Genomic DNA, 13,444 nt, shown 5'->3' on the forward strand with positions numbered 1-13,444 from the left:
TTATGCGCGTAGCAATAGTAGGCGGAGGCATTAATGGTTTATCCAGTGCCTGGCAGTTAGCACTGGCTGGCCATCAGGTCACTCTGTTCGAACGCGATAAACTGATGCAGGCTACCAGTGCTGCCTCGTCCAAGCTGTTGCATGGCGGCTTGCGTTATCTGGAACAGGGAGAATTCCGCTTGGTGCGTGAAGCACTGCAAGAGCGGCGCTGGTGGTTAAAAAAGGCGCCGCAACTGACCCGGCGCCTGCCCATTTTATACCCGTTATACCAAGACTCACGTCGCGCCCGCTGGCAATTAAAGATCGGCTTATGGTTGTATGATGCCTTTGCCGGACGCAAAGGTATTGGCCGGCATCGCTGGCTCACCGCTGCACAGGCGTTGCGCTGCTCGCCGCAACTAAAAGCTCAGGATTTAAAGGGTGCCTATTTGTTTTTTGATGGTCAGATGGATGATCAGCGTCTGGGATTGTGGATGGCTGCACAATGCCGAAAAGCCGGGGTGCAAATTGTTGAGCATAGTCCGGTATTAAAGCTAAAAACCGATGGCACTTTGTTATTGCAAAGTGGCTGGCAGCAGTTTGATAACATAGTCAATGTTGCTGGTCCCTGGAGTCAGCAATTGCTAAAACAATCCGGTCTGACTGAGCAACCACTGGATTTAGTGCGCGGCAGTCATTTAGTGTTACCGCCAATTAGCCGCTATGGCCATATGCTGGAAGTGCCGGGGGAATCCCGTATTGTGTTTGTGTTACCTTATCAGGGCCAGACCTTGCTGGGTACTACCGAGGTGCGGCAACAGCTCAGCGAGCCTATTGTCTGCTCTGAGCAAGAACGGCAATATTTGTTGGCGGTGTATAACCAGTATTTTAATGACGCTAAGTATGCAGCAGATATTCAGGCGGAATTTGCCGGGGTCAGGCCGTTACTTGGCGGCAGTGCGCAAGCCACTAAAGCCAGCCGCGAATACCAGTTTAGCTGGCAAGGCCAGCTGCTAACGGTGTCTGGCGGCAAATGGACCACCGCCAGAGCGCTTGGCAAGCAGATGTGTCAGCAAGTGGCTATAAATCCAGCGCCAGAATCTTAGATCGGCGCTGGTAGTTATACAGCTGTTTTTTCTGACTCGGTAAATCCTCTACGGTCACCAGTTCAAAGCCTTGCTCTAAAAACCAGTGTATGCTTCGAGTCGTCAGTGCAAATAAACGGCTGTAGCGGCGTTGCCGGGCTTGCTGGATGATACTTTTTAACAGCAGGCTGCCACGATCGGCATCGCGGTAATCCGGATGCACTGCCAGGCAGGCAAACTCACCGACATTGTCTTCCACAAAGGGGTAGAGCGCGGCACAACCTATGACTAAGCCATCGCGCTCTATCAGGGAAAAGTGCTCAATTTCCATCTCCAGTTGCTCGCGCGAGCGTCGAACCAACAGCCCTTGCTGCTCCAGCGGGCGGATTAAATCTAAAATACCCCCTATATCGCTAATACTGGCGCGGCGCAGTTTCTCGGCAGACTCAGTAACAATCTGGGTTCCAATACCATCGCGTGAAAACAACTCCTGCAACAGAGCGCCATCTTCGTCATAACTCACTAAGTGGCAACGCGGGACGCCGGCACGGGTAGCGCTGATGGCCGCATGTAAAAAAGCGATGGTGCCAGGGCAGGCATTGGGCCGCTCTTCCAGTTCTAGCATTTTCTGTTCGGCAAAATTTGGCATCAGTTCAGCAATAATGTCGCCGTCTTCATCGGTAATACCGCCGACCTCACTAAAACCAATCATTTTGTCAGCCTTTAGCTTTATCGCCACCTGAGTGGCAATATCTTCGGCCGTCAGGTTAAAGCTCTCGCCGGTAACGGAGGCGGCAATGGGCCCCATCAACACAATGCCATTATTGTCCAGCTGGCGGCGAATACCGGCCGCATCAATACGCCGCACCCGGCCGCTGTGATGATAATCAATGCCTTCATCCACCCCCAGTGGCTGGGCAATAACAAAGTTACCGCTCACCACGTTTATTTGTGCGCCCTGCATCGGCGTATTGCTTAAACTCATCGACAAGCGGGCGGTGATATCCAGTTGCAAGGCACCTGCTACCTGTTTGATTAGACGAAATGAATCATCATCTGTTACCCGTACCCTGTTATGGTAGGTGGGCGCTAATCCGGCTTGTTCTAATGCCTGATTAATTTGCGGCCGGGCACCATATACCAGCACAATTTTAATCCCCAGGCTGTTTAACAGCGCTATATCATTAATAATGCTACGAAACCCTGGTTGAGTAATGGCCTCGCCGCCCAGCATCACCACAAAGGTTTTACCACGGTGAGCATTGACATAAGGAGCAGACTGGCGAAAACCGGAGACAAGTTCTGTAGTACGCACGGGTAGATGGCTTCCTTTTACAATATAGTTAAGGGTGTAAGCTATAAAGATGGCAGTAAGATGGCAAAATGCCAACTTTGGTAAGGCAAAGTCGGCATTTTAGGTTCTTTATGGATTTATATCCACTTTTAAAGCATATTTATTCGGCTAATCGAGAATAATATGCGGTAAAAAACGGGAACTGTCTTTGGTGATCAGGCTGTTATCTTCACGCAAGCAAATACCGGCGGCACTGTCGCCTACTACCCAGCTACCAATAAGCGTGTAGTTGTCAGCAAACTTAGGCAAGGGTGCCAGGGCCTGACGAATAAAACCACTGTCGGTGTAAGGGCCATCTTCGGCTAAGCGCTGGCCACTGGTGGTGACCAATTCAATATTAGCGCCTTCGCGAGAGAACAGGGGTTTCTTAACCCAGCCCGCCGCTAGCGGTTGGTTATCGGCAAAAAAGGCCGGCAGCAAATTAGGGTGGCCCTGATACTTTTGCCACAATAGCGGCAAAATACCTTTGTTTGACAATAACAGTTTCCAGCTGGGTTCCAGCCATTGGGTCTGGCTGGTTAAAATGGTGCTGGCAAAGTCTTCCTGCAGCATAAATTCCCAGGGGTACAGCTTAAACAGGCCATTAATGGCAAAGCCATCCATATCAACCAACTGGCCATCAATATCACCCAGTTGCTCTAACTGGATATAGCGGCAATTCAAGCCTGCCTGCAGCGCAATATCCATCAGATAATCAACGGTGCCTTTATCTTCTATGCTTTCGGTAACACTGCTAAAGTAAAAGGGTTGAGCTAGTCCTAGCTGGGCAAAAGCTTGCTCTAATTTGTCCTGCAGAGAATTGAACTGATCGGCCGCCTGTGGCAGCTGGCCACGCATTTGCTGATCTTCCAGCCAGACCCACTGAAAAAAACCGGTTTCAAATAGCGAGGTGGGGGTGTCGTAATTCAGCTCCAGCAACTTGGCCGGGCCTGTACCATCGTAGCTAAAATCCATGCGGCCATATAAATGCGGCTCGCCATTACGCCAGCTATTGGCCAGAAAATCCCAGAATCGCTCCGGGATAGCCAGTTGCTGTAATTGTTGCTCGCTTTTCAGAATGTCCGGAATAATATCCAGCGCCATCTGGTGCAGCTCTTCAGTGGGCCCTTCTAAATCCTGCTCTATTTGCTGCAGGCTAAATTGGTAGTAGGCGCTTTCATCCCAATAGGGTTCGTTATCTATGGTATGAAAGGCAAAGCCGACACTCTCGGCAAAGGCTTGCCAACCTGGGCGTGGCTGAATGTCGCGTCTTTGCATCTGTTAACCTCCGGTAGACTGACGCTGCGCGGCTGTGGCGCGCTGCGCCGCCTGTGCACCAAAACCGCCACGCCGCGCCAGAGTGGCCGGGCGCGGTTGTACGGCCGAGGGATTGACCCGGGTAGCACCGGGTTGGCTGGCAACGGCGGTATTACTAGCGGTACGAAAGGTCGCGCGGTCATCGCGCGATTTATACAAGGGTTGCGTGGGCACCGTATTGCGACCGCTGGTAGCAGCTGTTTGCTGTCCTGCTAATTGGCCTGCGGCCGGGGCAGCACCGCCGCGATTTAACATCTGACCGGCCATAAAGCCCATCATCATCGGCATAAAAAAACTGCCTTGCTGATGACGTTCTGGTGCAGTTTCACACTGGCCTGGGCCAAAATCGGTTTCACATTCAGCTTTATTGGCATAGCGCGGTGCCACTTGCGGGTGCAGCGCCTGGGCTTCAGCAAAAGCGGCCTGACATTGCGCGGGGGGGTTATAAAAAGCAGCACATTCATCCGGGGTACTAAATACCTGGGCCTCAACTTGTTGTTCCCCACAGCCCTGAATAAACATAGTGGCGGCAGGCACCATCAGTACTAAAGCAGCTTTGCGGCTGCGTTTCAGTGGTTTAGTTGTCATTTTTGGCTCCTTAATAAGTCATGCAGGCAGCGTTAAGCATACCGACGGTAACAGAGCAGCCTGCAGAAAATATACCTACGGCCATATCACCGGCAGTGATCCGTTGCGGTAGCTGTTTTACCGCTAAACGGCTGACAAAGAAGGTCAATACTTGCACTAACAACGCTACAGCACCCCAGATAGCGCAGTCGAGTAATGACATAGAATGGGTAATGGCACTGGATAGCGGCAATGAAAAACCTATGATGGCACCGGCAAAGGCGACTGCCGCCGCCGGGTTGTTGGCACGGATCAGCGCAAATTCGTCATGCGGCGTCACCCAGCTGTATAAGCGGATAAAGGCCATTAACAACACAGCCGACAGCACAAAATACATAATAAAAGACGGCAAGCCTGCCAGTGAGTGAAGGGCGGTATCTAACATAGGTTGTCCTCAACAAATTGAATGCGCCGATCCTGCGCAAAAACACGGCATTTTACAAGCAAAACCGCAACGCGGCAGTCATTTCGCTTAACTGCCTGAGTTTATCGCAGCCTGGCTACCTGTTAACCTGCCTGCCTTTACAATGCCAGGCTGGCTTTTCTACACTGAGCCGGACATAACAAGAGCAATCCAAGGGATCCACCATGAAAAAATTGTCCGTTATTGCGCTCAGTGTCGCATTGGCACTGGGTGTTAGTGCCTGCAGCACAGGCATAAAAGATAGTAGCGTCAGTACAGAACAAGCTGCTGGCGGTTTAGCGTCGGGCTTTGATTTGGCCAACTTTGATAAAAGTGTGCCGCCGCAACAAGACTTTTTCCGCTTTGTAAATGGCAACTGGGTATCTGACACTGAGATCCCGGCTGATCGCGCCCGTTGGGGGAGTTTTGATGAGCTACGTGAATCGGCCGAAAAGCAAGTGCTGCAGATTATCCGCGAGCTGGCAGCTACTGAGCATGCCGCTGGCACTGATGGTCAGAAAATTGCCGATATGTATCAGTCATTTTTAAACGAAGAGTGGATTAACACACTGGGCTTAAACCCACTGCTCGGTGATATTGCCCGTATCGACAATTTACGTAATCATCAGCAGTTAACTGAGCTGTGGGGTGAGTTGCAGCGCTATCGCTTCGGTACGCCGGTCAATGTGTTTGTTGGCCAGGATCAACGCCAGTCGGATCGATACATCACAGGTGCCAGCCAGGGCGGCCTGGGGTTACCCGATCGCGACTATTATTTAAAAGACGACGAACGCTCGCAAACCCTGTTAAACCAATACCGGGATTTTATTAAAACCTTATGGCAACTGGCCGGTTGGCAAGATGCTGAGCAAGCGGCTGAGCAGGTTATCGCCATTGAGCGTCAACTGGCGCAAGCGCAGTGGAGTCGCATTCAAAACCGCGACAGAAATGCCACTTACAACAAGATGACGCCAGCTGAGCTGGCTAAAATTGCGCCAGGTTTTGACTGGTCACTGTTTTTAAAGTCTGCAGGCCTTGGCGATATTGAAGAGCTGGTGATCCGTCAGCCGTCGTTTTTTACTGACTTTGCTGCCATGCAGCGGCAAGTACCTTTGGCACAGTGGCAGCAGTATCTGAAGTTTCACTTGTTAAGAGCTAACGCCAGTAACTTGAGTGCCCCCTTTGAGCAAGCCAGTTTTGATTTTTACGGCCGTATTTTAAATGGTCTGCAAGAGCAGCGCAGCCGTGAAAAGCGTGCGGTGAGCCTGGTGGATAGCACCTTAGGTTTTATGGTGGGCAAGCAGTATGTCGATCGCCATTTCCAGAGCGAGGCGAAAGCACGCATGGATGTCATGATTGAAAACCTGCGCGCGGCCTTTCGTGAAGCCATTGACGAGCTGGAGTGGATGAGCGCTGAAACCAAAGTAGAAGCCCAGGCCAAACTGGCAAAATTTAACACCAAAATTGGCTACCCCGATGTCTGGCGCGACTACGATTGTTTAACAGTGCAGCAAACGGATCTGATTGGCAATTTACGCCGCAGTGCCGGCTGCGAATACGACCGTATGCTGGCGCGTTTAGGTCAGCCGGTAAACCGTGATGAGTGGGGCATGACCCCGCAAACGGTCAATGCTTATTACAGCTCTACCATGAACGAAATCGTGTTTCCGGCCGCTATTTTGCAACCACCATTTTTTAACGTCGCAGCGGATGATGCCGTTAACTACGGCGCCATCGGCGGTGTTATCGGTCACGAGTTTACGCACGGTTTTGATGATCAGGGCCGCCGCTCAGACGGTGAGGGTAACTTACGTGACTGGTGGACCGAAGAAGACGAGCGTCAGTTCCGTGAGCGGGCACAGCGGATGATTGACCAGTACAGTGCCTTTAATCCTATCGATAATCTGTATTTACAGGGCGCCTTAGGCTTGGGCGAAAACATAGCCGATTTAGGCGGCTTAACGGTGGCGTACCGCGCCTTTAAACAGGCGACTAAAGATCAACCGCAACGGGTCATTGATGGTTTTACGCCAGAGCAACGCTTTTTTATTGGGTGGGCTCAGGTGTGGCGCATTAAGTTCCGCGATGAAGCCTTGCGCCAGCAAGTGATCACCGGACCTCACTCACCGGGCATGTACCGGGTGCTGGGTGTGCTGTCGAATATGCCTGAGTTTTACCAGGCCTTTGATGTCCAGCCAGAGGATGGAATGTACCGAGACGAGTCAGTGCGGGTAAAAATCTGGTAAGCTATTAAGCTTAAAAAAAGGGCTGCAATGCAGCCCTTTTTTATAGCTAAACCGTGTCAGTTTATTTATCTGATGGCTTGGCCAAACTGTTCTGCGCTTCCAGGGCATAACTGGCCAGTAAGGCATCTATTTGCTGTATCAGCTTATCGCTGTCAGCGACACTTTTGCGTAACCATAAAAACACCTCAATACGGCTTATTACCTGAAACTGCAGTTGCTGTTCGCTGTCAGCAGGCATGGCATGGCGATAATTTAGTAAATAATCACCGCGATAAAGCTGCAAGGCATCCATGCCCAGCCGGTGCTGCTCAATTTCAATTAGCTGCCTTATTAAGCCATAGCCGGGTTCTATTTTTTCGCGCAGGCCACCATAACTAAAGCCGGTCATCACGATTAACCGGCTGTTGTATAAATCGGCTAATTGCTGAACCGGCGTTTTGCCCGCGCGCCAATATACCGCCAGCTCCATTGTCGTGATGGGATTAGCCGATCTGTGGTACCACTGTGGCTGCTCCAAGACCGAGCTCATGACCAGCGCCAGATCCAGTTCGCCTTCATTCAGTAAGCTTATCATGCGCCGGTTGGGGTATTGGCTGCCGTTATATTCGCGCCCCAGATCATGCATCAGCCTGGCTAATAACGTGGCTAAATCGCCCGCGGCCACACCGGGTTCCTTCTCAAAATAGTAAGGCGGAAAATGCACATAGCCCCAGTGTAATGGCGCTGGCTCATTGGATGTTGCAGGCGGACTCAACACTAAATGAATGACTAAGCTGGCTGCTAGCAGTTTAACTAACACAAATTTCAATAGATTTCCGTCGTTATATTGGTTTGTTAAAGAGTAGCACTCTGCGGCCCGATAATATAAAAAAAGGCTGCATAGCAGCCATTTTTAGTATTATTGACAAGCAGAATATCGCTTAGAAGCTGTAATTAACACCAACAGATAAACTGTTTGTTTTGACTTTAAAGCTATAAGGGCCGGCCGAATATTTTTTGTCTGGTAACTGTAGATACTCCAGGGTTAATGCCCATTGCGAACCCATATTAAAAGCAGCGCCAACACCGGCAGTTAAACCATCAACGGTTTCATTTTCAGAGTAAGAAAAACCATTACCGCTTTCTTTAAAGTTATATTTTACCGAACCAAAACCCGCTACCCCGTAAAGAGAAAAGACATCATTAATGGGCACTATGCCTTTAGCCAGCACAGCTGCTTGATGAGCAACAGAAATACTTTCACGGTAACCGTCTTCACTAAAGGTTTTATCACTAACACCAGTACCTAAACGGGCTTCCAGCGCAAAATTACGATTAAACTGATAACCTACCAGGCCAGAAAGCACGTTAAAGCTTTCTGACTCTGACAAACCGTCTTCATTAATTTTCAGTTTAGTATTGCCCAGTTGGCCGCCAACATAAAAACTGCCGTTATTAGCCAGTGCTGGCATGCTGCTCAATGCGGCGATTAAGGCAAGGCATGAAAGTTTTTTAAGCATATGAATATCCTTATTAAATTGAGAAAAACGCGGTGAGTGTATAGATGCTGTCACCTGCTGAAATCAGTAAAATGTGGCGAGCTGTTTCAGCTGTAATGACTTTGTGTTGATAGTGAAAGCCAAGGCTACTGCTATCACTAATCTACAACTATGTGACTGAACGACAACTTAACTGTACTGGGCACATTGTTAAGAGTTGTAATAATTGCTTCATTTGTGTGTCGAACGGGCCTTAACCCAGATAATGTGAAAATGGTCGAATTTGCCCTTGTTCATGCTGTGCTCTGTGCTAAAACAAAGCATAATTAAAAAAGGATGAAAATATGCAAAAAACGCTATTGCTTTGCGCCAGCCTGTGGCTAGGTCTGGTTTCTTTCAGCATAATGGCTACGGCTGTCGATACCGGCTATAAGCAGCCGGGTGCGGATATCGTCGCCTTGGTCGATGCGCCGTTAGCACCCTCTGCCAGCTTAAGCCCTGATGCGAAGACATTATTAAGCCTGCAATTTCCACCTTTACCGGCGCTGGCCGATTTAGCCGCCCCGGAATACCGTCTTGCAGGCACACGTATAAACCCTGCCAACAATGGCCCCAGCCAACCGCGTTATGTCAGTGCCATGTCATTGCTGGACATCAGTAGCGGTAAGCAAAGGTCGATTCGGGGTTTACCGGCAAATTTACGCGCCATCAGTCTGAACTGGTCGCCTGACAGCCAGTATCTGGCCTTTGTGCAATTAGACGATAACCAGGCCACATTGTGGCGGCTTGATATTAAGCAGGGTCGTGCCAGTCAGTGGTCAAAGCAGCCGGTAAATGCGATTTGGGGCGGCGGTTTACAATGGGCGGCTGACAGTAAAGCCATTTTTGCGCAAATGCTTGACCCTAAGCGTGGTGCACCGCCGGTCGCACCCAAGGTGCCGGCAGGTCCACTGGTCACAGAAGCCCGTGGGCGCACTGCACCAGCGCGGACTTACCAGGATTTATTAAAAGATCAGCATGACGAAGCGTTATTCGAATATTATTTCAGTAGCCAGTTTCAGCGCCTTGCCTTAAATGGCCGCAGCCAGACCTTACTACCAAATCAACTTTTGCGTAGTGTAGAGCTATCACCGGATAACAGCCTGATACTTCTTAACCGCATCGACAAACCCTATTCTTACGCGGTACCGCTGTTTCGTTTTGCTAACAGTACTGAAGTCAGGAACCTGCAGGGACAATTAGTTAAACAGCTGCAGCAACAACCGGTAGCCGATAACCTGCCTATTGCCTTTGATGCGGTACCTACGGGTAAACGCAGCATTACCTGGCGCAATGACGCGCCTGCCACCCTGTACTGGGTAGAAGCTGCTGACGGTGGCGATCCGGCGGTGAAAGCTGAAGTACGTGATCAGTTATTTCAACAAGCCGCCCCCTTTAATGCTGAGCCGGAAAAGTTGTTAGATTTGGCGTTTCGATTTGGCCGGCTGGCCGCCGCCGATGGCACTACCGCTTTAGTGTGGGAGCGCTGGTGGCAAGACCGCCACGAGCGGGTATGGCGCATTGCGCCTGATGGCAGTGCAGCGCCACAGTTATTGTGGCAGCGCTCGTCTGAAGATAGCTACAATGATCCTGGCAGCCCCTTGTTGCGCACCGCGGCTAATGGTCAGCGCTTATTACGCCTGGAGCAGGGCCAGCTGCTGTTTACCGGCATAGGTGCGTCAAAAGAAGGTAACAGACCCTTTATTGACCGCTTTAATTTAGCGGATGGCAGCACCGAGCGGTTGTGGCGCTCAGAAGCACCGTTTTATGAATTTCCGATCAGTCCGCTTGGTGATGGCAGTTGGTTAACCCAGCGCGAAGCGACCGATACGCCGCCAGATTTTTACCGCCGTGATTTAAGCACTCACCAGCTAACGGCGCTAACAAACACAGCACACCCTATGCCGCAAACTATTGGCATAAGTCGCGAGCTGATTAATTATCAGCGGGCAGATGGCATTCCAATGTCGGCTACCTTACTGTTGCCGGCAGGTTATGACAAAGCCCGCGATGGTGCCTTACCGACAGTGATCTGGGCTTACCCCCGTGAGTTTCGCAGTGCAGCCGCTGCCGGGCAGGTATCTGATTCGCCTTACCGCTTTAACCGCATTAGTTACTGGACGCCGCAATTTTTAGCCACCCAGGGCTATGCGGTGCTGGATAACGCTACCATGCCCATCGTTGGCGAGGGTGACGCTGAGCCAAACGATACCTTTATCCAGCAGCTGATTTTAAATGCTGAGGCGGCAATTGGCGCTGGGGTGGCTTTGGGCGTGACAGATCCTGAGCGGGTGGCGATTGGTGGCCATTCGTACGGCGCTTTTATGACAGCCAACCTGCTGGCACACACCGACTTATTTAAAGCCGGCATTGCCCGCAGCGGCGCTTATAACCGCAGTTTAACGCCGTTTGGATTTCAGCGTGAGCAGCGCACCTTGTGGGATGATACTGAGCTCTACATAGGGATGTCGCCGTTTTTTCATGCTGAAAAAATTAAAACGCCTATGTTGTTAATTCATGGAGCCGACGATAACAACGCCGGTACTTTCCCACTGCAAAGCGAGCGCTTATATCAGGCGATTAAAGGCAACGGCGGCACCACCCGGTTAGTGATGCTGCCACTGGAGTCGCATGGTTACCGTGCCCGTGAGTCGGTACTGCATATGTTGTGGGAAACCGATAGCTGGCTGGATGAGTTTGTAAAACAGCCGGCAAGTGCCGACGCCAAATAAGGCCAATTTAAGACGGTTAAAAGCTGCAGCGGCCTCTTATCGCTGCAGCTTTTTTTATAATAACCAATCCTTTACAAAACGGTTTATTAACTGCTTGCTTTTAGTTAAGGTGGTTTCATTTACAAAAGTTATTTTGAATTTACATGAAATAAGGGTGCAGCTGTTACAGCGCTTTTGTTATTCAAAATAAATGCTGCGCAACATCAATGTTGCCAAAATAAATGGAGATTGCAAAATGATGAAATTATCTGTATCCATACTGTTCTGTGTGCTAATGACTAGTTGCGCTTTGACGCCGAAAAGCGATATTACGCTTACCGGTGAGCAAAGGTCGGCCCTTCCGGTAGCAGAGGTAGTGGTGTACACCGCCGTGCCGGCACAATACACAGAAATTGCCAGAATAACGGCTACCAGCCCTGGGTCAGCAACCGTTGCTGGTCAGCTGAAAACCGATGAACTGGTCGCATTTTTAAAAGCCGAAGCAGCAGCACTGGGCGCCAACGCCGTTATCATCACCCATATAAAAGATGAAGCAGTGAATGAACGGGTGTCATCTTATGATGGTGTTCAGGGAAGTGCGCGCAATGTTGTCAGTTACCATAAAACAGCCAAGGCTTTAGCGGTTTACGTTGAATAAACAGCCGTTTTGCTATTTAGAGAGTTACAGAGTTACAACGAAGGTTTTTACTATTACCGGGCTAAGTGGCCTGATGGAACCTAACCCGGTAAGGCTATCTATTAAAATTGGTAGCGGGCACCAACACCGATTTGCGTTGTGCCTTCATCTAATAGTTTGCCTGTAGATAAATCCGCGCTCAGCGCAAAGCGCGGGTTAAGCTGATATAAGGCGCCTGCGCCCACACCATACTGGCTTTTGTTATCCAGGTCTGAATCATTCAGGTATTCATAATACACCCGGCCCGATAACTCCAGCTGGCTGTTAATATTGGCGCGCAACATTATCTGGGTTTTGATTGAGTTATCCGTAGTGCTTAAGCTATTTTTAAAATTAGAGCTTAATTGATTGTCAGTAAATAAGTTTGTATTACTTTTTAAGGCATATCGATAAGCGCCAAAGTAACCGGCAAAACTTATGTTAGTTACCTCGCTAAGTGGCAAAATATAACCTGCACCCAGATAATAACGATTTAAACTCATCTCAGATGAGATGTCAGCACGCAAGTTATCCTCTTGGAAGGTATCACTGCGCTTTTCGGAAAAACGCTGCCATTCTGTTGCCAGAAACCAGTTGCTGTTTAGCTGCCATGCCGCGTTTAAGCCCAAGCCAGTGTTAGAAAAATTTTCTTCACCCGACTGAGAAATACGCTCTACTGAGGCCTGAATATAATGATAACTCGGCGCAGTATTAGCATGCACTGCAGTACAACTTAATAACATTGTTGTTAACGCTATTCTTCTGAAAAGCATAATACATCCTTAATTTTAAATGTCTGATAATAAAAGCAAATGCGGCTGTATTTATATACGAAACAAGTTGAATTAAAAATGAATAATTGCAATTAATATGTAACAAAATAATTCTAGCGCATTTTTAATTAACAAATAAAAACAGCAGCACGCAGGCTGCTGTTTTTATTGATATTAGTAAATTTTTAGGCTGGGTGGCGCCACTTGAGTTCTGTTTTGCCTGGTATTTATTCAGCTCTACGCAGCTTGGCCATCGCAGTAATCAGTTCACGTACGTCGCTTTGCTGCAGTGCTTGCTCAAAGGGTACTGGCAGTTTGCGCCGCCAGTTCGGGTATTGTGTGCTGGTGCCCGGAATATTCACCGGGGTGGACACCAGTAATAAATCTTCCAGCTGATAGGCCATTAAACGCGCGGGTGTGGCCGCTAAATACAGATGGCTGTTATGCACCAGTTGCTGCACGTTACCCTGCTCTAACGCTAGCTCAGTGCACAACACCTGCTTTTCCTCTTTGCGCAGCTGCTGCAGATCAGCTGCAATCTGTGCGCTGGGAAACAAGTCTAGCTGATGGCGTAACGCCAAATCATGTTCATGCCAAAAGCCGACCAGTGTTGGCATATCATGGGTGGTGACGGTGGCCAGTGCCAGTGCCGGGTAAGTGTTATCACGCTGCTGGTAACTGCTGGCGTTTTGCTCCAGCATAAATACCCGGTACGACAGTACCTGATATTTATTCATGAGATGGCTGATTTCTACCGGTACCGTGCCTAAGTCTTCG

12 protein-coding genes are annotated in these 13,444 nt (G+C 49.6%); 4 read left to right on the forward strand and 8 right to left on the reverse strand.

From position 1 onward, the window contains the following. The first annotated feature begins 2 nt into the window (after positions 1–2). Positions 3–1,085, forward strand: coding sequence for a glycerol-3-phosphate dehydrogenase/oxidase (locus V7D78_RS08270; protein WP_333607974.1), 1,083 nt, complete (start codon positions 3–5; stop codon positions 1,083–1,085). Here the strand turns inward: V7D78_RS08270 and argA are convergent. From argA to V7D78_RS08290, 4 genes are all read right to left on the reverse strand, one after another. Next, entirely contained in the window at positions 1,060–2,379 is a 1,320-nt protein-coding gene (gene argA / locus V7D78_RS08275) for an amino-acid N-acetyltransferase (RefSeq protein ID WP_333607975.1), read from the reverse strand. The two genes, V7D78_RS08270 and argA, sit on opposite strands and share 26 nt — an antisense overlap. A 147-nt stretch (positions 2,380–2,526) precedes the next feature. Then, a complete protein-coding gene (locus tag V7D78_RS08280; RefSeq protein ID WP_333607976.1) occupies positions 2,527–3,675 on the reverse strand; it encodes a glutathionylspermidine synthase family protein in 1,149 nt (382 codons plus the stop codon). 3 nt (positions 3,676–3,678) lie between these two features. After that, a complete protein-coding gene (locus V7D78_RS08285) occupies positions 3,679–4,302 on the reverse strand; it encodes a DUF1190 domain-containing protein (RefSeq protein WP_333607977.1) in 624 nt (207 codons plus the stop codon). Positions 4,303–4,312: 10 nt separating this feature from the next. Continuing rightward, entirely contained in the window at positions 4,313–4,726 is a 414-nt protein-coding gene (locus V7D78_RS08290) for a DUF350 domain-containing protein (protein ID WP_333607978.1), read from the reverse strand. Between the two features lie 203 nt (positions 4,727–4,929). Between V7D78_RS08290 and V7D78_RS08295 the strand changes: the two genes are divergently transcribed. Next, a complete protein-coding gene (locus V7D78_RS08295; protein ID WP_333607979.1) occupies positions 4,930–6,990 on the forward strand; it encodes a M13 family metallopeptidase in 2,061 nt (686 codons plus the stop codon). A 61-nt stretch (positions 6,991–7,051) separates the two neighbouring features. Here V7D78_RS08295 and V7D78_RS08300 read toward each other — a convergent pair whose 3' ends face one another. Both V7D78_RS08300 and V7D78_RS08305 read right to left on the reverse strand, forming a co-directional pair. Continuing rightward, a complete protein-coding gene (locus tag V7D78_RS08300; RefSeq protein ID WP_333607980.1) occupies positions 7,052–7,798 on the reverse strand; it encodes a substrate-binding periplasmic protein in 747 nt (248 codons plus the stop codon). Positions 7,799–7,910: 112 nt separating this feature from the next. After that, entirely contained in the window at positions 7,911–8,489 is a 579-nt protein-coding gene (locus V7D78_RS08305; RefSeq protein WP_333607981.1) for a porin family protein, read from the reverse strand. A gap of 323 nt (positions 8,490–8,812) precedes the next feature. On the opposite strand from V7D78_RS08305, the gene V7D78_RS08310 reads away from it, so the two are divergent. Next, positions 8,813–11,239, forward strand: a complete 2,427-nt coding sequence (locus tag V7D78_RS08310) for an alpha/beta hydrolase family protein (RefSeq protein ID WP_333607982.1) — start codon at positions 8,813–8,815, stop codon at positions 11,237–11,239. Between the two features lie 235 nt (positions 11,240–11,474). Next, positions 11,475–11,876 (forward strand): hypothetical protein, encoded by a 402-nt coding sequence (locus tag V7D78_RS08315; RefSeq protein ID WP_333607983.1) that lies wholly within the window; start codon positions 11,475–11,477, stop codon positions 11,874–11,876. A gap of 101 nt (positions 11,877–11,977) precedes the next feature. Here the strand turns inward: V7D78_RS08315 and V7D78_RS08320 are convergent, their stop codons facing one another. Together V7D78_RS08320 and V7D78_RS08325 are read right to left on the reverse strand one after the other, a co-directional pair. Further along, positions 11,978–12,667, reverse strand: coding sequence for an outer membrane beta-barrel protein (locus tag V7D78_RS08320; RefSeq protein ID WP_333607984.1), 690 nt, complete (start codon positions 12,665–12,667; stop codon positions 11,978–11,980). 227 nt (positions 12,668–12,894) lie between these two features. Beyond that, positions 12,895–13,444 (reverse strand): 4-alpha-glucanotransferase (locus V7D78_RS08325; RefSeq protein ID WP_333607985.1); only part of this gene is annotated, 550 nt, incomplete at its 5' end.

Origin of the sequence: Arsukibacterium sp. (assembly GCF_036735525.1) — a bacterium.
GTDB lineage: Bacteria > Pseudomonadota > Gammaproteobacteria > Enterobacterales > Alteromonadaceae > Alishewanella.

What these genes read in the sequence shown, in the direction of transcription:
- V7D78_RS08270 (WP_333607974.1), top strand. Translation starts at nt 3, where the DNA reads ATGCGCGTAGCAATAGTAGGCGGAGGCATTAATGGTTTATCCAGTGCC.
- V7D78_RS08280 (WP_333607976.1), bottom strand. Translation starts at nt 3,675, where the DNA reads ATGCAAAGACGCGACATTCAGCCACGCCCAGGTTGGCAAGCCTTTGCC.
- V7D78_RS08285 (WP_333607977.1), bottom strand. Translation starts at nt 4,302, where the DNA reads ATGACAACTAAACCACTGAAACGCAGCCGCAAAGCTGCTTTAGTACTG.
- V7D78_RS08290 (WP_333607978.1), bottom strand. Translation starts at nt 4,726, where the DNA reads ATGTTAGATACCGCCCTTCACTCACTGGCAGGCTTGCCGTCTTTTATT.
- V7D78_RS08295 (WP_333607979.1), top strand. Translation starts at nt 4,930, where the DNA reads ATGAAAAAATTGTCCGTTATTGCGCTCAGTGTCGCATTGGCACTGGGT.
- V7D78_RS08305 (WP_333607981.1), bottom strand. Translation starts at nt 8,489, where the DNA reads ATGCTTAAAAAACTTTCATGCCTTGCCTTAATCGCCGCATTGAGCAGC.
- V7D78_RS08310 (WP_333607982.1), top strand. Translation starts at nt 8,813, where the DNA reads ATGCAAAAAACGCTATTGCTTTGCGCCAGCCTGTGGCTAGGTCTGGTT.
- V7D78_RS08315 (WP_333607983.1), top strand. Translation starts at nt 11,475, where the DNA reads ATGATGAAATTATCTGTATCCATACTGTTCTGTGTGCTAATGACTAGT.
- V7D78_RS08320 (WP_333607984.1), bottom strand. Translation starts at nt 12,667, where the DNA reads ATGCTTTTCAGAAGAATAGCGTTAACAACAATGTTATTAAGTTGTACT.